The sequence below is a fragment of the Candidatus Vallotiella hemipterorum genome, from assembly GCF_910593725.1.
In the GTDB taxonomy this organism is placed as follows: Bacteria; Pseudomonadota; Gammaproteobacteria; order Burkholderiales; family Burkholderiaceae; genus Mycetohabitans; species Mycetohabitans hemipterorum.
In genome coordinates this window covers 1,011,913-1,037,667 of the sequence record NZ_OU343031.1, presented here as the reverse complement: position 1 = coordinate 1,037,667, position 25,755 = coordinate 1,011,913, and the positions used below count along the sequence as shown (strand labels likewise).

Here is a 25,755-nt window from a genome sequence, read left to right as displayed (position 1 = left end):
GAACTAAGCCTGTTGTTTTGCTAATTACTTATCGAAGCAAACTCATATAATTTCCTAAGGAAAAGGAGGTTGGTCGCGGTTTGCTAAGGATGCATGAAAAAACAAAACCGAGAAGCAGTACAAGAGTCGTGCGCAAATAGTCTGCGTTGTGTCCGATAATTTGTATTCCGGATTTATCAGTTACGATACCATGCTGTGTAGCTTTGATAAACAGTGGCCATGCAATTAAACTGCTGATCGCTCAGTATATCCATATTAATGAATAAAATTATTAGAATAACGGAAAACGCAAGCGTTTTTTTAATTGGATTGATGGGAGCTGGAAAAACAACTATTGGCCGCACTATCGCATATCGACTTAGACGCCGCTTTGTTGACTTAGATTATGAAATTAAAGCGCGTACGGGTGCGTGTATTCCCGTGATATTCGCACATGAGAAAGAAGATGGCTTTCGTCATCGGGAGTCGACGATCCTCAACGAGTTAACGCGCTGCAAAGAAATAGTTCTAGCAACAGGCGGTGGCACGGTAATGCGCCCTCAAAACCGTAAGTGGTTACACGCACGTGGTATTGTCATTTATTTACGCGTAGCACCATATGATCTATGGCTACGCACATATCGTGATAAGAATCGTCCGCTATTGCAGACTGACAATCCTAGAGCGGAGCTTGAATTGCTATTCGAGTTGCGGGATCCTCTGTATCGTGAGTGTGCTCATGTCGTGATTGAAACCACGCAATATACCGTTAGTAGTTTAGTTAATATAGTGCTTATGAAACTGAAACTGATCGGTATCCGACCGCTGCTCAATAGCGATGTATAGCAAGATATGCTTGCCACTCTATGGTAACAATACCTATAAGTAGGTCTGGTATGGCGCGTGTTGTAATAAAATTAAATAGAAAGTACCATCGAGAGTATTAGGTAGAGATATAATCGTTAATATAACTATCATTAATCCTCCGATAGACTCAATATACTTGGTAATTTCTATTTTCCATAAGCTTTCAGCCTCGAACTATAGAGATATATCAACGCTAAAGCAGCTGGTCAAGCATTCCTCTAGGGTAACTACAGAGAGGTCCTAAACCCAAAATGGGTGAGGGCGGGAGGGGTCTAATCTATATGCGTTTGCTTATATAGACGCCCCCCCCTAACCTGTGTCTGCAAAGTTCCGGCATTCGACGTGTAGCATACTCATATCAGACGTATAAGGAGTATATATATTTTGTTAACGACTAGACTTGTCGTCACATAATATTTAGCGCCCCGGTCAAATTCAGATCGACCCGGCTATAGTATAGGGCTATTTCACCTGATGCATTAAAGTGGGTCGCATCTATCTGATTAACTGCTAAATATCTGAACTCAGCCGACTAATCCATATCCGGATGAAGATAGCTTTATGTTTAATCCTAGCGACAGTGTCTAGCTTCCCATACATAAAGCATTAGCGTACATTACCAGAAGCGATACTAGAGCCCTGTATGTGTAATTTTCACGCACTCGATTTCTACTATCCGATCGGAAGAGGCAGCGATGACATATCGGTGAAGCTTATCTTGAGCTCGACATAGGCACTGTGTCAGTAAGTGTTGCCAAAGCCAAGGCTAATAACGTCAAGGCTAGAAATAAGCATATACTACTATTCTTAAATAGGCGTGCTGGAATGCCATGGGAATTAGTTTTGATTGATATACAATGACGGACACTGATTACCGACAAGTTTGATTGCGCAACATCACAGATAGCTGTAAAGAGCTGTGGCCTGCTGCTATAGAGACTTATAATAGTACTGGGCTAATAATATGCGCGCATAGTAAGCGCATTATTAATGAGGGATGGGGCTGATATGCTTAAGATGAGTTATGCTCGGGATCATGTCGAGACAGAAAATGTACTGCATATCGATACTAGATTATAGTCGTATGTTCTGGTAAAACTAATTAACCGCTTTTAATTCAATAGTATTATTTTGTACGGTAATAATACCATCTACCCATATATTATATATAAAAAATTGTGGCTGAGGTATACTAACTATAGTCATCATCGCTAACTACTTCGATCATCTCTTCGTGCATCACCTGCACTGACTCTCGGTGTGCGACGCTGACTATTGCTGCGTGAGCTAGATATTGCCTCAGCACCTGGTATAGCGCTGCCTCGGTCTCGAGATCAAGCGCGCTGGTTGATTCATCGAGGAACAGGAAATCTGGCTTCTGCAACAGCACGCGGGCGATCGCCAATCGTTGCTGTTCGCCTGGTGATAGAACACGCTCCCAATGATCGCTAACGTATAGCTTATCGACCAATTTTCCTAACCGACAAGCTTGCAGAACATTGATACAATCTACATTGGTAAAGTTGTTAGCGTTCGTCGAATATGATAGTACGCTCTTGAGCCTACAGATTGGAACATAACTTTTCTGAGGTACAAACATAAGCCGTGCGTTAGCTGGAATCTCGATGGTACCGCTACCAAATGGCCATAAACCGGCTAGCGAGCGGAGTAGTATGCTCTTGCCAGAGCCTGATGCACCTCGCACTAGCACCCTCGATCCAGGCGAGATATCAATCTTACCAATTGTTGATAGTGGCGTACCATCTGGATGCAATAATCTTAGCTCTCTTACCCGAAGAGCGGTTGTATTAGTTATCCGAGTGTAAATACCATCGTGCTTTGCGGCTTGCATAGCTGACTCAAGTAACTTCGGTTGTATAATGATTCGGCGAAATTCCTTTAGTCGGTTAGTCACCGCCCTCCATGCGGCTAGAGTTGAGTAACTACTAATAAACCATGAGAAAGAACTACTAACGGTGCCGAACGCGCTAATTGTTTGCTGATAACCGCCATAGCTGACTGTCTGAGCAAAGTATTTTGGTGCAGCAGCGATAAACGGGAATACAATAGCTAGTTGTGAGTAGCTAACCATGACAAAGTTTAAACGTCGCGTATAGCGCATAATCATCCGCCAATTGTCTCGGATATGTTTAAAGCTGCCTTGTAGCGCCCTCTCCTCAGATCGCTCACCCTCGTACAGAGCAATCTGATCTGCATTTTCTCGCAAACGAATCAATGAAAAACGAAAGTCTGCTTCAACACGTTGTTGTTGGTAGTTGATCGACGCCAGCGGATTATTAACTCGATGCGTAATATACGAACCGACTACTGCGTATAAAAAACTAGTCCAAACCATATAGCCTGGTACTGTTATATTAATACCGAACACAGCAAAGTTGAGTGAGCCAGCTAAGTTCCATAGGACATTACCAAACCAGAGTAATGTGACAAACGTAGACAGAAAATCCAGTGAAAGCGTCAGCGTTGTGCTCGCCATTTCCTGTAGGTCTATTGAAATACGCTGGTCAGGATTATCGATGAGCTTATCGCGTTCGATATGATAGTATGAGCGACCCGATAGCCACTCGTGCATATATTGTGCAGTAATCCACTGGCGCCAGCGGAATTCGATCATCTGTCGGAAATACATTCGGTACGAACCAAGTAATATCAGCGCTATCGCGATAGCGGTAAATTGAAGCAGGGAATGCCTGAACACTGGATAGTTGTACTGCTGAATTGCATCGAAGAACACGCGTTGCCATGTGTTAAACCACGCGTTGACTCCTATCATAATCATATTTATTGCGACTACAAGTGAGAGTAATCCACGGGCAGCCCACTTCTCGTTCGATACCCAATACGGCTTAATCAGGCTCCACGTTGTAATGTGTTCATTGGTGACTGATGCTGGTTGACTCATGGGGGGGGACTCCTTAAATCGGTCTATGCACTGATATGACTAATGGTGTCGTGAGCATCGAGACAGCAGCCGGCTCGTTCCAATAAAAATTATTCAGGCCGCTCTGCCGCTTCATTCCGGCTTAAGGCCTAAGATAGGCCGCTCCAGCAGTCGTCATTGTGCCAGAGCAATATATTGCAGCCTGAAGCAGTTTTATGATCTAATTGGGATTAGTAAAAAAGAGTGCTTTGAACGGCGGCACCGTGTATTTGCTTATAAATACACGGTGCGCCCTGCATTTATAAGCTAGGAAAATCCATGCGAATCTAATAACGCGTCATTCAGGTCTGAATCCCCATCTAGACCTGAATCTCCTGGTTTCATCTTTGCACTCCAATCCCAAAACATAGGATTCGATTGCCGTGCACAGATCTAATCCCTACTCAGAAACATCATGTCATGCTACGCCAACTCCCGATGTTGTAGTATTGGGAGGGGGTTTATCAGGTCGCCTTATTGCTTGGCGCCTTGCTCGAACAGGTCATCATGTTGCTCTGTATGAGCAAGGCGCTCCGAGCGGATACTATGGCGCAGCGTGGGTCGCTGCGGCCATGCTAGCTCCGCTGGCCGAAGCAGCTAGTGCTGAGCGATTTCTGGTGGAGCTGGGCGCCGCCTCTCTTGAACGTTGGGCCGAATGGTTACCGCAGCTACCACAGCCAGTATTTTTTCAGCGCAACGGCACTCTGATTGTCTGGCACGCAGCTGATCGCTCAGAATGGCTATTGTTCGAGCAGCGTGTGCGTAAGAATGCGCCTATTACGATGCTGCACGATGGTATCGTCGTTTTACACGGTGCTCAGGTTACCCGCGCTGAACCGACGCTTGGTACGCGTTTTCACGATGCGTGCCTCTTAGCTAACGAGGGACAGTTAGATAATCGGCAGTTGCTATTAGCGCTAGCTTCTGCGCTTGATGAATTGCGTGTTGACACGCATTGGCATACTTGCGTTCGAGAGGATGCTATGCCTACTGCTGGCCTAATAATTGATTGTCGTGGACTCGGTGCGAAGTGCGCATGGTCCAATCTTCGTGGCGTTCGGGGTGAGGTGGCTCGTGTTTATGCGCCAGGCATTAGTTTAAGCCGGCCGGCACGTCTTTTGCATCCGCGCTATCCTTTATATGTCGCGCCCAAACAGGATAATCACTATGTAATAGGGGCCACTGAAATCGAGAGCGAGGATATGTCGCCAGTAAGCGTGCGATCGACGCTTGAGTTGTTGTCGGCGGCATATTCACTGCATCCGGCCTTCGGCGAAGCTCGGATCCTTGAGTTAAATTCGCATTGTCGGCCTACACTACCAGATCACTGCCCCGCGCTATCGTGGGATGGCGCATTAACGCTGCGCGTTAATGGCTTGTACCGACATGGTTATATGATTGCTCCTGAGATAGCACGTGAAACTATTGCTCTGGCCGACGCGTTGCTTAATACACGGGTGAGGGATATAGATGATTTTAACACATGGCGTACCGACTCTCGTTGGCCAAAGCTTTATCATACAGCTAAGCCAGACTAGCGTATCAATAAATAATAAATGAATATTCAAATTAATAACCAGCCGCTCTCTTTGCCTGATGAGGCGCGCCTTACCGACGCGCTAGTTTCGTTTAGTGCGACGCCGCTGTTGTACGCAATTGCTATCAATGGGGAATTTGTACCGCGCGCGCAGTATTCTGCGCGCGCGCTTAAACAAGGCGACCGAATCGATATCATAAAGCCCGTAGCAGGTGGATAAGGAATTGACGACAGGCTATGAGTGGCGATAATCCACCTTATCCGGTCACCGATACAAACGGAAACAATGATGAATACGCATTCCACCGCTGACGCACTGGTCCTGTACGGACAACTTTTTACAAGCCGGCTGTTGCTTGGTACCGCCCGTTACCCTTCCTTGCATGTACTTGAGGCCTCCATTCAGGCAGCGCGTCCAGCGATGGTAACTGTCGCGCTAAGGCGCCAGTTAGCTATGCAGGGCAATGCGGATATCGGTTTTTTAAGAGCACTAAATCGCCAGGATGCGGTGTTGTTGCCTAATACCGCTGGCTGTCATTCTGTGAATGAGGCTGTAACGACAGCGAAGATGGCTCGTGAAGTATTTGAAACGGACTGGATCAAGCTCGAACTTATAGGAGATGACTATACCTTGCAGCCTGATCCAGTTGGCCTAATAGAGGCCTCGGAAATCCTTATGCGGGATGGATTTAAAGTACTACCGTATTGCACAGAAGACCTTGTCGTCGCTGGACGATTGATCGACGTTGGTTGCGAAGCGTTAATGCCCTGGGGCGCGCCGATTGGCACTGGTAAGGGAATAATAAACCCGTATGGTCTTAGGCTGTTGCGAGAGCGTTTAAAGGATATTCCACTGATTGTCGATGCTGGACTGGGTATCCCGTCACATGCCTGCCAAGTTATGGAGTGGGGATTTGAGGCTGTATTGCTTAACACGGCAGTATCGCAAGCGGCACAGCCCGAGGTGATGGCGCAGGCGTTCGCAAGTGCCATCCATGCGGGTCGTGAGGCATACTTAGCTGGGCCGATGCCAGAGCGCGATAGTGCCTATCCAAGTACGCCGGTAGTTGGCATGCCGTTCTGGCATCATAGGAACGATCACCCCTTACCAGAGAATTCTGCTGTCCCTCCCCCCAGTGAGGGACTATGAGCGATTTTTTTCTGGGGGGGCGCGAAGTTTTTTATCCGACCTCGGATAAACTACTGAAGACTGCAAAGAAAATACGAGCTGGGTTAGGTGATTGGCCATGTGCACGTCAGCCCGTGCATATTTGTTTCGTACCGCCTCCGTGGCCGCTAGGGTATCATGATGTAATCATAGCGACTGATACGCAGCCGAGTTCGGTCGATGCTGCATTCTGGATAGACTCTGGGGCCGCAGTGCTAGATGCGTCGGCTCGTACGGTTACGCGGTTATATCAGGGGCATACGCTTCGTATATTAGAAGCTTCGCGGTGCGCCGACTGGATCGCAGCATTAGCTGCGTTTATCGACTGTGGCTACGATCTGCATGATGCATTATGTCTTGCGCTAGCTTGGCGTCATGGCGATGAGTATACGCAAGATCCATGGCCGTCCGACATATCTCGCTTCCCGCGCGTACTAGGGTTGCCAGACGCGCCAGTCCAACCATTTGCTAAGTGCCCAGCAGCGCTTGGGTTGTATCCCATTGTGCCTACTGCCGACTGGATCAGTCGACTGCTGCTGATGGGTGTGTGTACAGTGCAACTGCGCCGTAAGGTAAATGGAGGTCCGCATAATTTAGCCGTTCTACAGAACGATGTGCGCGCTGCCATTATAGCTGGCCGGCGCTATAAAGATGCGCGCGTATTTATTAATGACCACTGGAAATTAGCGCTAGAAGAACGTGCATACGGCGTGCATCTTGGCCAGGAAGATTTATGGCGATCAGATATCAGTGCCCTTATGGAAGCAGGGCTGCGGCTAGGGGTATCCTCGCATGGATACTATGAAATCTTGGTCGCGCTGCACTTTAAACCGAGTTATATCGCGCTAGGCGCAGTCTTTCCAACTACCACCAAGGTAATGCCTAGCCTGCCTCAGGGGCTTTCGCGTCTAACGCGCTATGTACACCTTCTTAAAGGTGTAACTCCTTGCGTTGCAATTGGTGGTATTGATCTGCAGTCTTTAGGGAGAGTGCTAGCTACTGGTGTGCTCAGCGCTGCCCTCGTACGTGCTGTGACACAAGCACATAATGTCGAAGAAACAATTTTCGCGTTACAAACAAAATTTGTATGATAACTTTATATTTATTTATTACTTACTATACTTAGTATTGAGCACTAGAAAATTTACCCGTTGAGCATAAAGACACAATGTCGACTAACAGTAAAACCGGCAAGCGGGATTCGAGCGCGAATAAACTAAATCACCTGGGGTAATAAATAATATCCCGGCGGACTAGATGGTTCGTGCAGCGCGTCCGTCAGAAGTACAACGCGGAAGTAAACCAATGGATAAATTATTAATCAATGGCGGAGTCCGCCTCAATGGGGAGATTTCGGTGTCCGGCGCTAAGAATGCAGCGTTGCCGATCCTCTGCGCAAGCTTACTGAGCTCGGAGCCAGTTCAACTTGAGAATGTACCAAACCTACAGGATGTGCGTACTACGTTGAAGTTGCTTGGCCAGATGGGGATGCGTTCAGAGATATATGGAAACGTCGTAACGATGGATGCGTCGCAGGTTAATAATCCAGTAGCGCCGTACGAGTTGGTGAAAAAGATGCGAGCATCAATTCTCGTGCTTGGGCCGCTAGTGGCTCGCTTCGGTCATGCACAAGTATCTCTGCCTGGCGGATGTGCAATCGGTGCGCGTCCAGTTGATCAGCATATTAAAGGATTAACTGCGATGGGCTCAGAAATCTCGATCAAGCATGGTTTTATTCATGCTCGGGCGCGACGCTTGAAAGGTACACGAGTGATTACCGATATAATTACTGTAACCGGTACAGAGAACTTGCTAATGGCGGCGGTACTTGCAGATGGGGAAACCGTTATAAAGAACGCGGCGTGCGAACCGGAGGTTTCCGATCTAGCAAATTTTCTTATCGCGATGGGTGCACGTATTGACGGGGTTGGTACGGACCAGCTTGTGATACATGGTGTACCGCGCCTGCACGGTGCCCGCCATGTAGTAATCGCAGACAGAATTGAAGCTGGTACATTCCTATGTGCGGCTGCTGCGACAGATGGAGACGTAACGCTGCGCGGCGTTACCCCGATGATTCTAGCGGCCGTTCTTAATAAGTTGCGCGAGGCAGGTGCTCAAGTCTCGACTGGCGATGATTGGATTCGGCTACGGATGAAAACCCATGCACATGGAGTATCATTTCGCACCTCCGAGTATCCCGCATTCCCGACTGATATGCAGGCGCAATTTATGGCGCTAAATACCATTGCAATAGGCACATCACAAGTAGTAGAGACAATTTTTGAGAACCGCTTCATGCATGTGCAGGAACTAAACCGACTTGGCGCGCACGTTACGATCGACGGTAATACAGCTCTAGTGAGAGGCGTAGATAAGCTATCCGGCGCCACAGTTATGGCCACAGATTTGCGTGCGTCAGCTAGTCTTGTCATCGCTGGATTAGTCGCTCATGGGCAAACATTAATCGATCGTATCTACCATCTCGATCGTGGCTATGAGCACATGGAGATTAAGCTGAATACGCTAGGTGCAAGTGTCCAACGTGTCAATGACAATATAACGAATAATACCGATAAAAATCTCAGCAGCACTACGCAAGACGCCGAAGAAACTACCTTACAAGACGACGTCATTGTGCCTTGGTCAAATACCGTCAGATCAACGATATCTGCTGCCAGGAATGAAGTTGTCCATGGGGCAACAACATGAGTTCGTTGGTTAAGGCTGACACACACAATATGTTAGTGCCAGAAGTTCGCTCAGATATGCCATTAACATTAGCTCTTTCTAAGGGCCGTATCTTCGAGGAAACGTTACCGCTGCTAGCAGCGGCTGGGATCACAGTCGCCGAAGATCCAGAGTCGTCGCGTAAATTAATTTTACTTACGACAGATCCTGGCCTGCGCGTAATCATTGTCCGGGCAACCGACGTACCAATCTATGTCGAGTACGGTGCAGCAGATTTTGGTGTGGCTGGTAAAGATGTGCTACTTGAGCATGGCGGCGACGGACTATACCAGCCAATCGACCTAAATATTGCTCACTGCAGATTATCTGTCGCAGTGCCAAGTAGCTTTGATTATACGCATGCAGTGCGACCGGGTTCGCGGCTTCAAGTAGCTACGAAGTACGTAAATAGCGCCCGCGAGCATTTTGCAGCTAAGGGCGTGTACGTAGATTTGATTAAGTTATATGGCTCGATGGAGCTTGCACCTCTAGTTGGCCTAGCGGATGCTATTGTTGACCTGGTGAGCTCCGGTGGCACGCTTCGAGCGAACAACTTAGTTGAAGTCGAGCAGATTATGGAGATTTCATCACGGTTAATAGTGAACCAAGCTGCACTCAAACTTAAGCGAGCAAAACTCAAGCCCATTCTTGCAGCATTTGAGATGGCTAGTAGGGCTGAGACGTAATCCGCCGCTGCGTGGCGCCATGAAGATATACAGATACCTAAGACGCCATGAAGATAATGCCCAAACCACAAGATATAAGGGACTCGTATGGCGATCAAGATCCGAAAACTCGATTCCTCCGATGCTGGGTTCAAAACAGCGTTAGCGGCTGTGCTTAAATTTGAGGAAAGCGAAAACGAAGCGATTGAGCGTTCGGTCGCGCAGATCTTGGCTGATGTAAAATTACGCGGCGATTCTGCTGTACTCGAATATACAAGGCGTTTTGACCGGCTGGATGTTGCTAGTGCTGCATCTCTAGAATTGCCAACTACCCGGCTTAGGGCAGCATTAGACGCGCTGGATACAAGTCGCCGAGCTGCATTAGAGGCAGCAGTCGGGCGCGTGCGTATATATCACGATAAGCAAAAAATAGAATGTGGTAGCCATAGTTGGCAATACACCGAGAGAGATGGCACTGTTCTTGGACAAAAGGTCACGCCACTAGACCGTGTAGGAGTATATGTACCAGGTGGTAAGGCCTCCTATCCCTCGTCTGTATTGATGAATGCGATTCCAGCCCGCGTGGCTGGCGTGCGAGAAATCGTAATGGTAGTGCCGATGCCGGACGGTGTCGTCAATAACCTCGTGCTAGCTGCCGCGCTGCTTAGCGGCGTGGATCGAGTATTCAGAATTGGGGGCGCCCAGGCTATCGGCGCACTCGCATATGGCACGAATATCATCCCGGCTGTGGATAAGATTTCGGGCCCGGGAAATGCCTATGTTTCTGCCGCCAAGAAACGAGTATTCGGTACGGTTGGAATCGATATGATCGCGGGTCCATCAGAAATCTTAGTGTTGTGCGATGGCACTACAGATCCATATTGGATCGCAATGGACCTGTTTTCTCAGGCGGAGCACGATGAACTCGCTCAGCCCATTCTATTATGTCCGGACGCTATGTTCATAAATCGTGTCGAGACGGCCATGAACCGGTTAATTCTTGCGATGCCTCGCCGGGATGTAATTATTCATTCGCTGCAGAATCGAGGTGCCTTGATCAAAGTCCGAGATATGGATGAAGCATGCGAGATTGCTAACGATATTGCGCCGGAGCATCTTGAGGTATCTGCGAATAAGCCGCATAAATGGGCGCAGTACATTCGCCACGCTGGTGCAATCTTTCTAGGCCGCCACACGAGCGAGAGCCTAGGCGATTATTGTGCTGGCCCGAACCACGTGCTGCCGACTTCTGGTACTGCACGTTTTTCATCCCCGTTAGGGGTATACGACTTCCTAAAGCGCTCAAGCATCATTGAGGTGAGCCATGAAGGAGCACAGACGCTAGGTAAAATTGCCGTAGAACTCGCACATGGTGAAGGACTGCAGGCCCACGCATTCAGCGCCGAGTATCGGATGAAGACCCGAAACTAATTTCGACGAAGGCGGGGGGCAGCTTGGATACTAAACTATGACAATGCCTTGGGATGTTATTCGTACAGATATACTTGCAATAACAAGCTATCCAGTACCGCATGCTGAAGGCTTCATTAAGCTAGATGCAATGGAAAACCCTTATGCTCTACCTTTGCCGCTTTCAGATCAACTAGGCGAGAGGATTGCTCAGGTTGCGTTAAACCGCTACCCGTTGCCGCGCCCACGCCAGTTGCTGGATAAGTTAAAGTGCGTGATGCATATACCAGATGATTGCGACGTGCTATTAGGAAACGGCTCAGATGAATTAATTAATCTCATTGCAACGGCGTGTGCAAAACCAGGAGCTAAAATTTTAGCTCCTGTACCTGGATTTGTAATGTATTCGATGTCGGCGAAGCTCGCCCATATAGAATTCGTTGGTGTACCTCTAAACGTTGATTTGACATTAGACGTAGGCGCAATGTTGCGGGCTATTGCTGTATATCAACCTGCAGTTATTTATCTGTCTTATCCAAATAATCCGACTGGTACGCTGTTCTGCGATTCGGATATCGAACGAATCGTTCGTGCGGCCAATCGTTCTCTGATAGTCATCGACGAAGCATATCAACTATTCGCTCAGCGAACCTGGATTTCTCGAGTGAGCGAGTTCGATAATGTAGTAGTTATGCGCACTGTCTCTAAGATAGGTTTAGCCGGTATCCGGCTGGGCTATCTAGTTGGTTTGCCAGTCTGGATTAGCGAATTCGATAAAGTACGCCCCCCCTATAACATTAATGTGTTGACGCAGGCAACGGTAGATTTTATGCTCGATCACCTGGATGTGCTTGAGATGCAGGCTGCTGAGACGCGCGCTCAGCGTGCGCGACTTGCCTTAGAGATAAAAGCATTACCAAATTTTCACGTGTTTCCAAGTTCGGCAAACTTCTTACTAGTACGCGTTGTAGATGCTACCGAAGTATTTAACGCACTTCTAAGAGCATGGATTCTAATCAAAAATGTAAGTAAAATGCATCCATTGCTAGTTGAGTGCCTTCGGATTACAGTTGGTACGTCGGATGAAAACACACAACTAATAGCTACATTAAAAAATACCCTACTTTAATTGCGTGTTAGTCTCACTATCGAGACCACTATTTTCAGGAATATCTATGCGTATTGCGGAAGTCGTGAGAAACACACGCGAAACGCAGATCCGGGTCAAGATTAATCTTGATGGCACGGGCCAGAAAAAGCTAAGCACCGGAGTATCATTTCTGGATCACATGCTAGATCAAATTGCTTGCCATGGCTCTCTTGATCTTGAAATTAACGCACTCGGTGATTATCACATCGATGATCACCATACGGTTGAGGATGTAGGTATTACGCTAGGCCAAGCTGTTGCTATGGCAATCGCTGACCGCAAAGGCATACGCCGTTACGGTCACGCGTATGTAGTGCTTGATGAATCATTATCCCGTGTTGTCATTGATGTTTCCGGACGACCAGGACTAGATTTTCATATCCCCTTTACTAGAGAACGTATCGGTAACTTTGATGTTGATCTAACAATCGAATTTTTCCGTGGCTTCGTTAATCATGCTGGTACCACGCTGCATATTGATAACTTGCGTGGCATAAATACGCATCACCAAGTCGAAAGCGCATTTAAAGCATTCGGTCGGGCGCTGCGAATGGCTATCGAGATCGATGAGCGCTTAGTTGGCCAGATACCATCGACTAAGGGTAGCCTTTAAAGTAGAGACGTAGTATACGCGGTGCCGCTGTGGCGACTAAATTTTTTAAGGGATATATACTAAAAGCTGGTTAGCATGAAAACTTCGATAGCGATCGTTGACTACGGAATGGGCAATCTAAGATCAGTTAGGCAAGCTATATTACGCGTGGCCCCAGAGGCCAATGTAGAAGTGGTTAGCGCTGCGCACAAAGTGCGTTCGGCACATCGTGTGGTACTGCCCGGCCAAGGGGCAATGCGAGATTGCATGTCGTCCTTAGTTACTTCTGGACTCCAGAATGCAGTGCTAGATGCAACGCGTACCAAACCAGTCCTAGGCATCTGTATAGGTGAGCAAATGCTTTTCGATCACAGCGAAGAGGCTAACATAAAAAGTCTAGGCGTATTAGGTGGAAAATGTGTTCGCTTTCAACTGGATGGTAAACGTCAAAACGATGGCTCGCGCTTTAAGGTGCCGCATATAGGCTGGAACCGGGTTCGGCAGACTCAGTCTCACCCAATGTGGAATGGAATCGCCGACGAAAGCTTTTTTTATTTTGTTCACAGCTATTACGCTGTGCCTGATAACATATCTGTTTCCGTAGGGGAAACAGTGTATGGCGTACCGTTTACATCTGCGGTAGCACAAAATAATATTTTTGCTACTCAGTTTCATCCTGAAAAAAGCTCAGAAAATGGATTAAAGTTATATCATAATTTTATTACATGGAACCCATAATGATATGTTAATTTTTACTAGAAAACACTATAAATAGCCTAATAATCCACACTGAACTGACTAAAATACAGTGTTACACCACTACCTAGTGTAAGTACAATAATTTTCCACTCCATACTAAATCCTTATAATTATGTTGCTCATCCCGGCCATTGATTTGAATAACGGCCAATGTGTGCGCCTAAAACAAGGCAATATAAACCAGGTAACGGTCTTTTCAGCTGATCCAGTAGCTACGGCTCGCCGTTGGGTCGATAGCGGTGCTCGTCGACTCCATTTAGTTGATCTGAACGGTGCGTTTTCTGGTGAACCAACGAATAAGGAAGCAATTAAATCAATTATTGTTGAAATAGGCGGTGAAATTCCGATACAGCTCGGTGGCGGGATTCGAGATCTTAATACGATCCAGAGGTATCTAGACGATGGATTATCGTATGTGATTATCGGTACAGCCGCTGTGAAAAATCCGAGATTCCTTCGGGATGCATGTAGTATGTTCAGTGGCCATATTATTGTTAGTTTAGACGCAAAGAATGGTAAGGTAGCTACAAATGGCTGGAGCAAGATAACAGAGTACGAGGTAGTTGATCTAGCGAGCCAGGTTGAAGATTATGGCGTTGAAGCAATTATCTATACCGATATAGGCCGAGATGGCATGCTGCAGGGAATTAATATTCAAGCAACTGTGCGTCTCGCACAGGCGCTTAAAATTCCTGTAATCGCTAGCGGTGGTCTGTCAAACTTGACAGACATCGATGCGCTATGCGCTGTGGAAAATGACGGCGTCTGTGGGGTAATTTGTGGGCGATCAATCTATTCTGGAGAGCTCGATTTCATGACCGCACAGAATCTTGCCGATGCATATCACAATAGATTACTATCGTAGTATGCACATGCATTTTACTTTTGGGCATTTACTTTAATGTCTTTACCAAAAAGAATTATTCCATGTCTTGATGTGTCTTCGGGACGTGTCGTTAAAGGCGTTAATTTTGTTAAGCTGAAAGATGCTGGTGATCCGGTTGAAATCGCAAGGCGCTATGACGAGCAAAGAGCTGACGAACTTACATTTCTAGACATTACCGCAACCTCCGACGAGAGAGATTTAATCCTCCCAATCATTGAGTCGGTTGCCGCTCAAGTATTTATTCCACTAACAGTTGGTGGTGGCGTGCGTACCATCAATGATGTACGTCGATTACTTAACGCTGGTGCCGATAAAGTTAGCATAAATTCTACTGCAGTAACTAATCCACAGTTCGTTCGTGAGGTAAGCGAGCGATACGGTTCTCAGTGTATTGTCGTTGCAATCGACGCGAAGCGGGTCAGCGCTGTGCATGAGACTCTGCGCTGGGAAGTCTTTACACATAGCGGTCGCAAAGCGACTGGGCTCGATGCCATACAATGGGCTTATCAGATGGCGGAATTTGGAGCTGGAGAAATCTTGCTCACTAGCATGGATCGAGATGGAACTAACAGTGGATTTGATCTAGAGCTTACTCGGACGGTATCGAACGCAGTACCGGTACCGGTTATCGCATCTGGTGGTGTAGGCTCTCTACAGCATCTAGCTGATGGAATTACTGATGGCTATGCGGATGCAGTATTAGCTGCCAGCATTTTTCACTATGGTAAATACACGATTAGCGACGCAAAGCAGTTTATGGCCAAATGCGGTATTCCAATAAGACGGTAATGAGCAGAAAAAACTGGTTAGATAAAGTAAAGTGGGACACTAATGGATTAGTGCCTGTAATAGCACAGCAAACGCTGAGCAACGACGTATTAATGTTTGCGTGGATGAATCGAGAGGCATTAGTCAAAACGCTTGAGCTAGGGCGAGCTGTTTACTTTTCTCGCTCCCGAAATAAGCTTTGGTTCAAGGGCGAAGTGTCCGGTCATCTACAGCACGTGCGCGAAGTTCGGCTAGACTGCGATAAAGATGTCGTGCTACTAAAGATAGAGCAGGTATCCAACATTGCTTGTCATACTGGGCGTCATTCGTGTTTTTTTTGGAAATTTGAAGGACTTATAAATAAAGGAGACTGGATATCAATTGATCCTGTCTTAAAAGATCCGGAGAGTATTTATCTATGACTTATGACACCAAACCTATACTAGATAAGGCTACTAATGCTAGTAGCCCGTTGGATGTACGTTATACTCAAGACAATATTTTTATGCGGCTTACAAAGATAATCGATAGCCATAAGGGAGGCGACCCTAAATCTTCTTATGTTGCGCAGCTTTTTCATAAAGGCGCTGATGAGATTCTAAAAAAAGTTGGTGAAGAGGCTATTGAAGTTGTGATGGCAGCAAAGGATGCCCACCTCCCTCACTCGAGGGAGAATCTGATAAAAGAAGTAGCTGATCTATGGTTCCATAGTCTTATTATGTTATCGTATTATGGGGTTAAACCCAACAACGTGCTAGCTGAGCTGCAACGTCGTGAAGGCCTATCAGGCATCGAAGAGAAAGCCTTGCGCAAATCAGTACGTGCTACTGAATAATATATAGAATAAGTATAAGTTTATAGTATTGCTTTATATATTCCGTTATGTTTTACGCACGATATATCGGACCTAGTTGCTTATATCTTTAGCTATTCTATAATATAGAATTATTATTCTAATACCGTATATCGAATTTAATTAACAGATTTTATTTTAGATAAAAAATCTATGTGTGGAGATAATATTGTTCCGGCAATTTTATTTAAGCTCAGTGCCTAGGTAATCTAAAAAATAAGAAGATTCTTGCGTGATAAAGAATATAATTTCAGACTGATACTAAAGCTAATGTCCTGGCTCTTCCTCCTGCAAGACAAATAATAGTTAATTAATTTTAATACTTACATCTAAATTTTATTTTGTATAGAAAAATGTGCTACCACTAAGTGGTATAACGATATTAATTTAATTAGGTTTTATATATATCTTAGTAGCCGAGTATACTGCGCGTATTCCAAATTAGCGAGCTTAATGATCTTAAATATATTAAGTATTGAGTCTTACTTTATTAGTATGTTTAGCACATTAATATTTTTCATGAAGAAATCTATATAGAATATCAGTAGTAATCTTAACGGTATGCTTAAGAGGCGCAAGGGGTATGCACAATGTAAAAAAGATAAAATCGGCTCAAAGAAAAAACGAGCGAGATCTAAGCAAGTTGACTCTAACTTTAGAAAAGATCCTTTCAAAACCACTTTCTTGAGCTCGTGGACTGCGTGTCATTTTAGTGTTTTATATGTCTAACTAGTTTTTTAATAAAATTACACCGACTGCTATCGGCCCTAAAAGCTACCTGAATACAGGGTATATTTTATTATACGCGCGGCCCCTTATGCGAACTTTCTTAAAGAAGGTGACAAGCTATATAAACGACAATGCCGATTACAGAGATACTGTATCTAATGTTTAATTATCAATTAATACGCCTAGCTTAGGCTTTAAAAGCTAATTTTAGTGTGCTTATAATCTTTGCCTATAACTCCTTCGTAAGATATTTACTATTCTTGATTTTGTAAAGTCACTAATTATCTGTATCTAGACTTAGCATTACCGAGATCTAATTATTGGTCACTAGGTGGCTAAATAAAAAGCTTTAAGGCTAAGAAAATAAGAAATAGTAACTCTATCTAGTTACATATTTATACTAGTTGTTGCTAAGAGACTATTAGAGGTCTGCTTGAGCAGCAATAAGCGATCGCTGATTGTTACACTGATATTCCTCTTGCGGACCACCTATGCTATATACCTTAGCGACTATCCCGGTTTAATTAACGCAATCACGTCTAAGCAAGTTCGAAGTATCTATAATATCTTCATTGTTGACTTTCATAAGAATATTGCCCAGATTGATATGAGCTTTATCTGCCGGACTACTTTATAGCATTCTAGATATAATAGACGTGCTTAATTTTGCCATAAACCTAATAATTTTGATTCCCAGATTCATTTCTTGAAGCTTAACACTAATCCGACCACTATCACTGTTCCCGTCTTCACGATGCTATCCTGAGCATATTACTAGCCGTGTCGATGCTAGAATATCAAACCTATTCCTAGCGAGTAGCCGCTGCGTGAATATATTTCAGTAGTATTAATGCTGAGAAAGCTGCCATTCACATCAACTAGTGCAACACCAGAATTTCTGGATTAATCTGTTCATTAGTCTGAATAAAGTTTTCGAACGCGTTACTTCTTAAGTGATTACGTCTGAGCGACCTGATGATACCGATGATTACTGTTTGACTAACCCCAAACGTATTTCCAATCGCTATTACGACATCTCCGGCGCGGGCATTCTGCATCCGTCTAAGTGTGATTATTGGCAAATTAGATAAAGTGATTTTTAGGACCGCTAATTTTCGCGTTTGCTATACGTCCGTCAGCCAGGGAAACTTTAATTTTATCAGCATTATTTAATACTCGATAAGTCACTGGAGCTATATTAGGCACGCAGACTACGGCTATTAATAGAAATTTATTCTAAGTCCATAAATCTACAAAGGGGGTACACAAATTAAAGGCAGCGTCTGAACAGGCCCTACGAAATGTTAATTACTATTTTTAGTAAAATTAAGGCAAGGGGGTATTGTACTATACGAACCCGTGTTGCTAAGCTTTGATAAAAAATATTTTATAATGTAAGCTTGCAATTAAAGGTTGTAAATAGACCCTTCACTCCTAGCTTCTATAAGTGAGTAGCCTCAGGGAGATCGAGACTACTACGAGAGAGGTGAGGTGTGTAGTGAGGTGTCTTTTAGGTCGCCCCATAGATAGCTATGCCATATCAAGATAGTAATACTAGCATCAGATATGCTAGGCACTGTTTAATAACCCAACAAGCCTATTATAAATTATTGATGATGCTCAGGAAATACTATTAAGGTTATAAAATAAATTACTATAAAAGACTTTTAATAAAAACATCGGGTTTCTTTTAAAGATTTTTTAAAACAAGCATCACTTGCACCTCAAAACTTTAATGTTTTGTTAAATCCAATTGTTATAGCTCTGCTTATGCTAATAATAGCAAACTACCTACAGATTATTTATAATAATGGATCATATTAATGATATTAATTAAATATATCATATATTATATAGCTAAATATTATATTAAGTATATAAAGTTACTAAGGCTCTATTCTTCGCTATTTTATTTATTAGCTACTAGGATTTACTTTATATATTTAATAAGATTAAATCTTGCCAGACGTTATTTAAGACTGCTTATTTAAGTTTTAGGTGATAAAAAATTCCGCTAGATAGAACCTTGTTTAATCTTTGTATAAAATGTATTGCCACTCTTAGTTTATGTTTTATGCGATTGTTATTATTGGAGCACGCATATGAATATGCGAGAGACACTAGCTGAAGCTCTATAAGTCTAGTAGACTCGCTGCATTCTATTCGATTTAGTATTTAACGATAGACGGCTATAGGGATTATGTTGTTATAACTATTCTAAATTAAGCAGATTAAATTAAGATCTTGTAGTTAGATAAAAAGATTAGCTTAGTTACAGTTTCTGCTAATAATCGGTTTGTATAGAACTCAAGTTCTAACGCATTATTATTATGGGTAATTCTATTATTTCTAGTACTATCTATTATCTCTACGGTGCTTTAATCCCGACTCCGTTTGGTCTATTATGTATTATTCATATTTTTATTAATTCCTCCCATAGAGTCTATTTTACTCTCTTTTGAGTGCTCTTTTTTCTTAGTACCCAGCCTGTATTCTTAGATACAACCATGATTGGGTAGATTGACCTGCTTATACATTTTATATTCTAGCTAAGATACTAGCCCCTATTAGTCTACACTTTCTTAAAGCAGCTTAAAATAGCTAAAAAAGTTTGTGAGTATTCCAGCCATAATGCAGCGGAAACATCGTTAGTAAATAATTACTGTCTCGACACAAATGAGCGTTAGCATAGGAGTGGTTAAGTGTATTGAACTCCTAGCTTTATCTGCTAAAGCATGCAAAGGTATGGAATAAACTGATATACCTACTTACCTATGTTTTATTACGATTTGGATAGCTTATAACGTAGTATCACTCCGAGCTCTAAAACCCTTATATGTGCTATAAAAACCATATGATGATAAAGCTCTAAATTAATTAAAGATACTGAGGATGATAGTAATATAGCTTATGAGTTTGATAATTTTTTGACAAGGTTATTATCGGAATAATTGCCCTAATAGACTATGATGTACTTATCAAGCCGACCTTTAACCTTGCCTAGATATTAGTATCAGTTTATAAAATAAACGCTGATATAGCTGAATCAGTCCCGTTATTTCTCTGAGAGTTTCATAAAATACGAAACTTGGTTTTATATGCTCGTCAAGCAAACACGCGATTAGCGATTTTAGATCAGATAATAAAAGAGAGCGGTATAGGGCGAGTTTCTTTATGTCTAACTCTTTAGTTTTTTAAGGAAAGTAAAAATGATGGTTTTGTATTCTGGAACTACCTGTCCATTCTCCCAGCGTTGCCGGTTAGTGCTGTTTGAAAAAGGCATGGATTTTGAGATCCGCGATGTAGATCTTTTTAAAAAACCGGAGGATATATCAGCGATGAATCCATACGGACAGGTACCAATTCTTGTAGAGCGAGACTTAATCCTCTACGAATCGAATATCATCAACGAGTATATTGATGAGCGCTTTCCTCATCCTCAATTGATGCCCGCTGATCCAGTTCAGCGTGCCCGTGCGCGCCTCTTCTTGCTCAATTTTGAGAAAGAGTTATTTATCCACGTGGGCGTGCTCGAGAATGAAAAAGGTAAGATAGCTGAAAAATCGTATGAGCGCGCTCGCGTAGGAATCCGAGATCGACTAACACAGCTTACACCAATATTCATCAAGAATAAATACATGTTAGGAGAGGGGTTTTCAATGCTCGATGTTGCGATTGCGCCATTGTTATGGCGCCTAGATCATTATAATATCGAACTGTCTAAAAATGCGTTGCCACTAATGAAATATGCAGAACGCATTTTTAGCCGGCCCGCTTATATTGAAGCATTAACGCCATCCGAAAAGGTTATGCGTCGTTAAGCGATAACCGGCTTCTGTCCTTAGTTCTCTATTTAACGGCCCTCAGATGTGGCGCCCGCGTGGTGAGCGCCACACATAGCGCACTTTGGAACAAAAATGCAAGAGATTTCTATTAAGCCTTATTTATTACGAGCACTATATGAGTGGTGCACAGATAATAGATTTACACCACACATTACAGTAAAAGTCGATCAATATACACGCGTACCTCAGCAGTTCGTGCGTAACAATAAAATTGTTCTGAATATCAGCTGCACTGCAGCTAGCCATTTACAAATAGATAATAACGCGCTTGAATGCCTCGCACGCTTCTCTGGTAAATCTAACAAAATTAGAGTGCCGATAATTAATATTATGTCAATTTATGCGCGTGAGAATGGGCGGGGGATGGTGTTTGAGGGAGATACAAATCAGCCGATCCAAGGTGCGGCAGCATTTGTATCACTCATAGGAGATCGGTTGCGCGCAATAACCTCACAGAAGAAACAGAATATTTTATATAAGGATGGGTTTCAGAGGGCCGAAACTGATAAGCTAGCTGCAGAGACACAGACCCCGTCATTACAGCATGCTGAAGAAATACAGGCAAAACATTTTCTTAATTCAAATGAGACATCTACTGTGAGTAGTAGTCAGAAAGACAGGGGACGCAGGCATCTTAAAGTAATTAAGTAATTTTTTTACATACTAATATGTAGTACACTCAAGCTTTACGCCGGCTTAGCTCATCTGGTAGAGCAGTTGATTTGTAATCAACAGGTAGCTGGTTCGAGTCCTGCAGCCGGCACCAGTATTAACCATATTTTATAAATAAAGCTCGTTTTTATTCTACTTAATTTCTTATATGGTATAAAGAAAAACAGAATAAAGATAATTCTTGTCTTTACATATTAATATTTAAAGAAAAAAGTGTTTTATTGTTCACAATAAGATTATAACTAAAATTTAGTGCCTATCTCTAACCTGGGTAGGTAGTGTTTCTCATAATAAAGATAAATAAACTACTATAAATTTTTCTAAATAATTTTTTAGTAAAATTTATAGTAATAATAATTATACAAACTTCGATTTTTCTATAAGATTTACCAAAAGATTAATATTAAAAATTAAGCAGCTATAAAGCTAGGGTAATTTTACATGAGATTTTCTAGGTTGAGACACCATAGTCTGACCATAACTAAAATTAGTATATTACTATACAAAAGTATATAGGCAAGAAAACAAGCAAGACTTATACAAAATATAATCTTGTCAAGATTAACAATAATAGGGTATATATTCTCTCTTAAAGGAATTTGAGTAATTTAATAATTATTTACAGTTCTAACTATAAATAATTATTAAATTGAATTAACAACTTAGTTAAGTAACTTTAACTAAAGATTAAATATTAACAATATATATAAAATATATCTTTTATTTCCATAAAATTTTTAAAAAATTAATAGCTCCAGTGCTTTCTTTTTAAGATTCCGAAGAGAATCGCTCAGTAAGTTACTCTTACTTACTAAGCATTGTATATACAGTAGTCTTGAGACTTTTCTACTCGGCGATTAAAAATTTTAATTTTAATAAATTAATCTACTATTTTAATTGAAGTATATATAATTATATGATTTAAGCAAGCATAGAATAATACTATGCTTGAAAGCTATATATTCTTAGTATAAATTCAAAGAATGTGTGGTGCACCACCATAAATTAGTATATAGCAAAATAACACTGAATTTTACTAGGCATAGACCTTAATAAGTCTTAGGTTTGTAGCTATGCTTAAGTATTATTAAACCAGGGTTACTCTGGCACTAATTAAGGAATTTATGAAAAGCATCTGATTAACTTAGCATTTACTAGATTAAAAAACATGTTCTTTAAAAACAGGCTGTTTACTCCGCAATAAAAAGATTTACCAGTAACCATTTTTCATGTAGCAAAGAGGTTACTGGTACATTAGCGACTCGGGATGGGGTTTTTTACGCCGCCCGAATATTAGCTGCTTGCTTACCTTTTGGTCCTGTTTTTACTTCATATGTAACTTTTTGATTTTCCTGAAGAGTTTTAAAGCCATCCATGCGAACTTCCGAGAAATGCGCAAACAAGTCTTCACCACCGCCGTCCGGCGTAATAAAGCCAAAACCTTTGGCGTCGTTGAACCACTTGACGGTTCCGGTTTCCATAAAACAAATCCTTAAAAATGAATAAGGGCTAAAGCCCGGTGACGCATGAAAATCAAGGAAGGTTGAGAGGAACAACCGGAGTACCGTCGCAATGGACTACATACAGATGTACAACTACCAACACTTGCCGCTTGAAATCTTGCAAGCATAATTATATTGTGAAAGATCGGGCCCATCCAATGCTTTTTCGCAAATTTAGTGGTTTCTCTGGATGCGCCCCTATTGCGGGGTATTGGATTACTCTTTTTTACTATTTTTATGTAACGGTCCGTATCCGCATTTAAAATTGGCGCAAACAGAGCTCTCGCCCCGCCGTTACTGGCGGTTTATGTTAACCGATTGTCGGCTGGTTAGTTCGGCGTACATAGGTTAATTCTATATTTGTCAAGTCATCCTGTGTGTTGCTGATTCATAACTGATTAGCCAGTTGCAAGGTGCCACCGTTAAACTTCGCACCAGTTGCAAGTGACGTATGAGGCGTATTCACGAGACGTGCCAGCCGGAAACGGTATAGCGGCAAGGCGCGCTCATGTTCCTAGGAGATGTTGTGGATAGTTCGATCAAGCGAAACATCAGTCCATTTGCGCTGATGTTAACCGGCTTAGGCTCGATTATCGGGTCAGGCTGGCTTTTCGGGGCCTGGAAGGCGGCAAAAATTGCAGGGCCTGCGGCAATTATTGCATGGGTAATTGGCGCAGTTGTGATCCTTGCAATCGCGCTAACCTATGCAGAACTCGGTGCGATGTTTCCCGAGTCGGGCGGCATGGTCCGTTATGCTCGGTACTCCCATGGCTCATTAGTTGGCTTTATCAGCGCGTGGGCTAATTGGATAGCTATCGTTTCCGTGATACCGATCGAGGCAGAAGCATCCATCCAATATATGAGCTCATGGCCTTATAATTGGACTCATGCGCTGTTTGTGCATGGTGAGCTTACTTTGCCTGGGCTTTTATTATCGGCCGTACTTGTAGTCGTGTATTTTCTATTAAACTACTGGGGTGTAAAGCTATTCGCACACGCAAATTCAGCAATCACAATTTTTAAATTCTTGATTCCAGGCGTTACTATTTTAGGCTTTATTCTAACTAGTTTTCATACTGATAACTTCTCAATCAGTGAAACTAATCAGTTCGCGCCCTATGGTTGGTCAGCAGTCCTGACCGCTGTAGCGACTAGTGGCATTGTTTTTGCTTTTAATGGGTTTCAGAGCCCAGTGAATCTAGCAGGTGAAGCTCGCAATCCAGATCGGAGTGTGCCGTTCGCTGTAGTCGGATCGATCTTAATTGCGTTAGTTATCTATGTGATGCTACAGATTGCTTATATTGGAACCATTGATCCATTAGATGCTATAAAAGGTTGGGATAAGCTAAATTTTAGCTCACCATTTGCTGAGCTCGCTCTTGCGCTGAACCTAAACTGGCTTGCTATGCTACTGTACGTTGATGCGTTTGTAAGCCCCAGTGGCACTGGCACCACCTATATGGCTACGACGACCCGGATGATCTACGCGATGGAACGAAATAACACGTTGCCAAAAATTTTTAGTAGCGTCCATCCACTCTATGGGGTACCACGACCTGCGATGTGGTTTAACCTAATCGTCTCGTTTATATTCTTATTTTTTTTCCGTGGCTGGAGTTCGTTAGCCGCAGTAATCTCGGTTGCTACAGTAATCTCATACCTCACTGGGCCAATTAGCCTAATGGCGCTTCGCCGCACTAGCGGCGACATCGCTCGGCCGCTGCGCATCCCTGGTATGAGCTTAATTGCACCGTTTGCATTTGTCTGTGCATCTCTGATCTTATATTGGGCAAGATGGCCATTAACTGGCGAGATTATTTTGCTCATGGTCGTCGCGCTACCGGTTTTCTTTTATTACCAGGCTAAAGCGAGCTGGAAAGGATTTTCTAAAGACTGGCGCTCAGCATGGTGGATGGTTATTTACTTGCCAGTGATGGGTGGGATATCGTATATTGGCAGTAAGCCATTTGGTGGACTCGACTATATCTCTTATGGCTGGGACATGATAGTTGTTATAGTAATTTCGCTTGGATTTTATCAGTGGGGGGTATCTAGTGGCTGGCGCACTGCATACCTAGATGAGCGAGAACGGCGTGAGTAAATCCCAAGAGATCGATATTTAGTTATGAGGGCTTCAGTGTCAGCATAAACTGATACTGAAGCATACCTGCTAGCGCTAAGCAAGCGTAATTAATAGGACTAATAGCTATCTCTACCAGAAATAAGCGGCTGTAACTAAATAGCGCAGTAAAATAAATATATTGTCTTTTCACTATATAGGTACATTCGCAGTAAGGTAACTGTATTGCATTGTTTATAGTCAGAGCGATAATAAAATGCTCCTATAATATTTTAGGTAGTAATCAAAAGTGGCATACCCTCCGATAACCAATACATTGCGCTGCTTGCCAATAAAAAATAAAATGCTATCTATGCTTGTGCTTCATATTTTTGAAGGTAGTAGCCTCGTTTCTGAGGCTAATTCATTATTTCCGTACGATCAAAAAGCGGCATAGCTAGGTAGTGAGCCCCTATTAGGGGCTCTCGGTATTCGGGAGGAGAATAAGTTAGAATTATTCCATAGCATTACAAGACTAGCCGCTAACTATAGTATACAAATATAACGCCCAGGAGGAGCTATAGAAGGCCTGAATTAGCTTTTCTATTACTAATAAAGCCGGGAAAGAGGAGTAGTGATACTG

General features: G+C 43.3%; 20 protein-coding genes, 1 tRNA gene and 1 pseudogene. 19 read left to right on the top strand and 3 right to left on the bottom strand.

All coding sequences use genetic code 11. The features are described 5' to 3' along the window. Positions 1-258: 258 nt before the first annotated feature. On the top strand, positions 259-825 hold the full coding sequence (locus tag KW136_RS03580) for a shikimate kinase (RefSeq protein WP_216797208.1): 567 nt from the start codon (positions 259-261) through the stop codon (positions 823-825). Between the two features lie 1,213 nt (positions 826-2,038). Here the strand turns inward: KW136_RS03580 and KW136_RS03575 are convergent. Then, positions 2,039-3,769, bottom strand: coding sequence for an ABC transporter ATP-binding protein/permease (locus KW136_RS03575; RefSeq protein WP_216797207.1), 1,731 nt, complete (start codon positions 3,767-3,769; stop codon positions 2,039-2,041). Positions 3,770-4,170: 401 nt separating this feature from the next. On the opposite strand from KW136_RS03575, the gene KW136_RS03570 reads away from it, so the two are divergent. The 14 genes and pseudogenes from KW136_RS03570 (at position 4,171) to KW136_RS03505 (ending at position 16,287) form a co-directional block, all read left to right on the top strand. Further along, the gene (locus tag KW136_RS03570) at positions 4,171-5,325 is read left to right on the top strand and encodes an FAD-dependent oxidoreductase (RefSeq protein ID WP_216797206.1); all 1,155 of its coding nucleotides are present in this window, start codon (positions 4,171-4,173) and stop codon (positions 5,323-5,325) included. An 18-nt stretch (positions 5,326-5,343) separates the two neighbouring features. Beyond that, entirely contained in the window at positions 5,344-5,544 is a 201-nt protein-coding gene (thiS, locus tag KW136_RS03565; protein WP_216797205.1) for a sulfur carrier protein ThiS, read from the top strand. A 69-nt stretch (positions 5,545-5,613) separates the two neighbouring features. Further along, on the top strand, positions 5,614-6,474 hold the full coding sequence (locus tag KW136_RS03560) for a thiazole synthase (RefSeq protein ID WP_216797204.1): 861 nt from the start codon (positions 5,614-5,616) through the stop codon (positions 6,472-6,474). Next, on the top strand, positions 6,471-7,583 hold the full coding sequence (locus KW136_RS03555; protein ID WP_216797203.1) for a thiamine phosphate synthase: 1,113 nt from the start codon (positions 6,471-6,473) through the stop codon (positions 7,581-7,583). The genes KW136_RS03560 and KW136_RS03555 overlap by 4 nt, the downstream gene beginning before the upstream one ends. Positions 7,584-7,797: 214 nt before the next feature. Further along, positions 7,798-9,045 (top strand): annotated as a pseudogene (gene murA / locus KW136_RS03550) (UDP-N-acetylglucosamine 1-carboxyvinyltransferase); the annotation flags it as partial. A gap of 215 nt (positions 9,046-9,260) precedes the next feature. Then, on the top strand, positions 9,261-9,908 hold the full coding sequence (gene hisG, locus KW136_RS03545; protein ID WP_216797495.1) for an ATP phosphoribosyltransferase: 648 nt from the start codon (positions 9,261-9,263) through the stop codon (positions 9,906-9,908). Between the two features lie 87 nt (positions 9,909-9,995). Beyond that, positions 9,996-11,318 (top strand): histidinol dehydrogenase, encoded by a 1,323-nt coding sequence (gene hisD, locus KW136_RS03540; RefSeq protein ID WP_216797202.1) that lies wholly within the window; start codon positions 9,996-9,998, stop codon positions 11,316-11,318. 37 nt (positions 11,319-11,355) lie between these two features. Beyond that, entirely contained in the window at positions 11,356-12,426 is a 1,071-nt protein-coding gene (gene hisC, locus KW136_RS03535) for a histidinol-phosphate transaminase (RefSeq protein WP_216797196.1), read from the top strand. A 46-nt stretch (positions 12,427-12,472) separates the two neighbouring features. Beyond that, the gene (gene hisB / locus KW136_RS03530) at positions 12,473-13,060 is read left to right on the top strand and encodes an imidazoleglycerol-phosphate dehydratase HisB (protein WP_216797195.1); all 588 of its coding nucleotides are present in this window, start codon (positions 12,473-12,475) and stop codon (positions 13,058-13,060) included. 75 nt (positions 13,061-13,135) lie between these two features. After that, entirely contained in the window at positions 13,136-13,777 is a 642-nt protein-coding gene (gene hisH, locus KW136_RS03525) for an imidazole glycerol phosphate synthase subunit HisH (RefSeq protein WP_216797194.1), read from the top strand. A gap of 133 nt (positions 13,778-13,910) precedes the next feature. Continuing rightward, entirely contained in the window at positions 13,911-14,663 is a 753-nt protein-coding gene (gene hisA / locus KW136_RS03520) for a 1-(5-phosphoribosyl)-5-[(5-phosphoribosylamino)methylideneamino]imidazole-4-carboxamide isomerase (protein ID WP_216797192.1), read from the top strand. A 36-nt stretch (positions 14,664-14,699) separates the two neighbouring features. Then, the gene (gene hisF / locus KW136_RS03515) at positions 14,700-15,473 is read left to right on the top strand and encodes an imidazole glycerol phosphate synthase subunit HisF (RefSeq protein ID WP_216797191.1); all 774 of its coding nucleotides are present in this window, start codon (positions 14,700-14,702) and stop codon (positions 15,471-15,473) included. Next, positions 15,473-15,874: a phosphoribosyl-AMP cyclohydrolase gene (hisI, locus tag KW136_RS03510; protein WP_216797491.1), complete on the top strand. Its 402-nt coding sequence runs from the start codon at positions 15,473-15,475 to the stop codon at positions 15,872-15,874. Before hisF ends, hisI begins: the two co-directional genes overlap by 1 nt. After that, the gene (locus KW136_RS03505) at positions 15,871-16,287 is read left to right on the top strand and encodes a phosphoribosyl-ATP diphosphatase (RefSeq protein ID WP_216797189.1); all 417 of its coding nucleotides are present in this window, start codon (positions 15,871-15,873) and stop codon (positions 16,285-16,287) included. Before hisI ends, KW136_RS03505 begins: the two co-directional genes overlap by 4 nt. Before the next feature lie 1,625 nt (positions 16,288-17,912). Here KW136_RS03505 and KW136_RS03500 read toward each other — a convergent pair. Continuing rightward, a complete protein-coding gene (locus KW136_RS03500; protein ID WP_216797188.1) occupies positions 17,913-18,092 on the bottom strand; it encodes a hypothetical protein in 180 nt (59 codons plus the stop codon). A 2,151-nt stretch (positions 18,093-20,243) separates the two neighbouring features. Between KW136_RS03500 and KW136_RS03495 the strand changes: the two genes are divergently transcribed. From KW136_RS03495 to KW136_RS03485, 3 genes are all read left to right on the top strand, one after another. Next, complete coding sequence (locus KW136_RS03495; RefSeq protein ID WP_216797186.1) at positions 20,244-20,855, top strand: glutathione S-transferase family protein; 612 nt, start codon at positions 20,244-20,246, stop codon at positions 20,853-20,855. 96 nt (positions 20,856-20,951) lie between these two features. Next, positions 20,952-21,530 (top strand): ClpXP protease specificity-enhancing factor, encoded by a 579-nt coding sequence (locus tag KW136_RS03490; RefSeq protein ID WP_216797184.1) that lies wholly within the window; start codon positions 20,952-20,954, stop codon positions 21,528-21,530. A 39-nt stretch (positions 21,531-21,569) separates the two neighbouring features. Then, positions 21,570-21,645, top strand: a tRNA-Thr gene (locus KW136_RS03485). Between the two features lie 1,183 nt (positions 21,646-22,828). On the opposite strand, the gene KW136_RS03480 is transcribed toward KW136_RS03485, so the two are convergent. Beyond that, positions 22,829-23,032 (bottom strand): cold-shock protein, encoded by a 204-nt coding sequence (locus tag KW136_RS03480; RefSeq protein WP_216797182.1) that lies wholly within the window; start codon positions 23,030-23,032, stop codon positions 22,829-22,831. A gap of 547 nt (positions 23,033-23,579) precedes the next feature. Here KW136_RS03480 and KW136_RS03475 point away from each other — a divergent pair. Then, complete coding sequence (locus KW136_RS03475; RefSeq protein ID WP_216797489.1) at positions 23,580-25,154, top strand: APC family permease; 1,575 nt, start codon at positions 23,580-23,582, stop codon at positions 25,152-25,154. Positions 25,155-25,755: the final 601 nt, after the last annotated feature.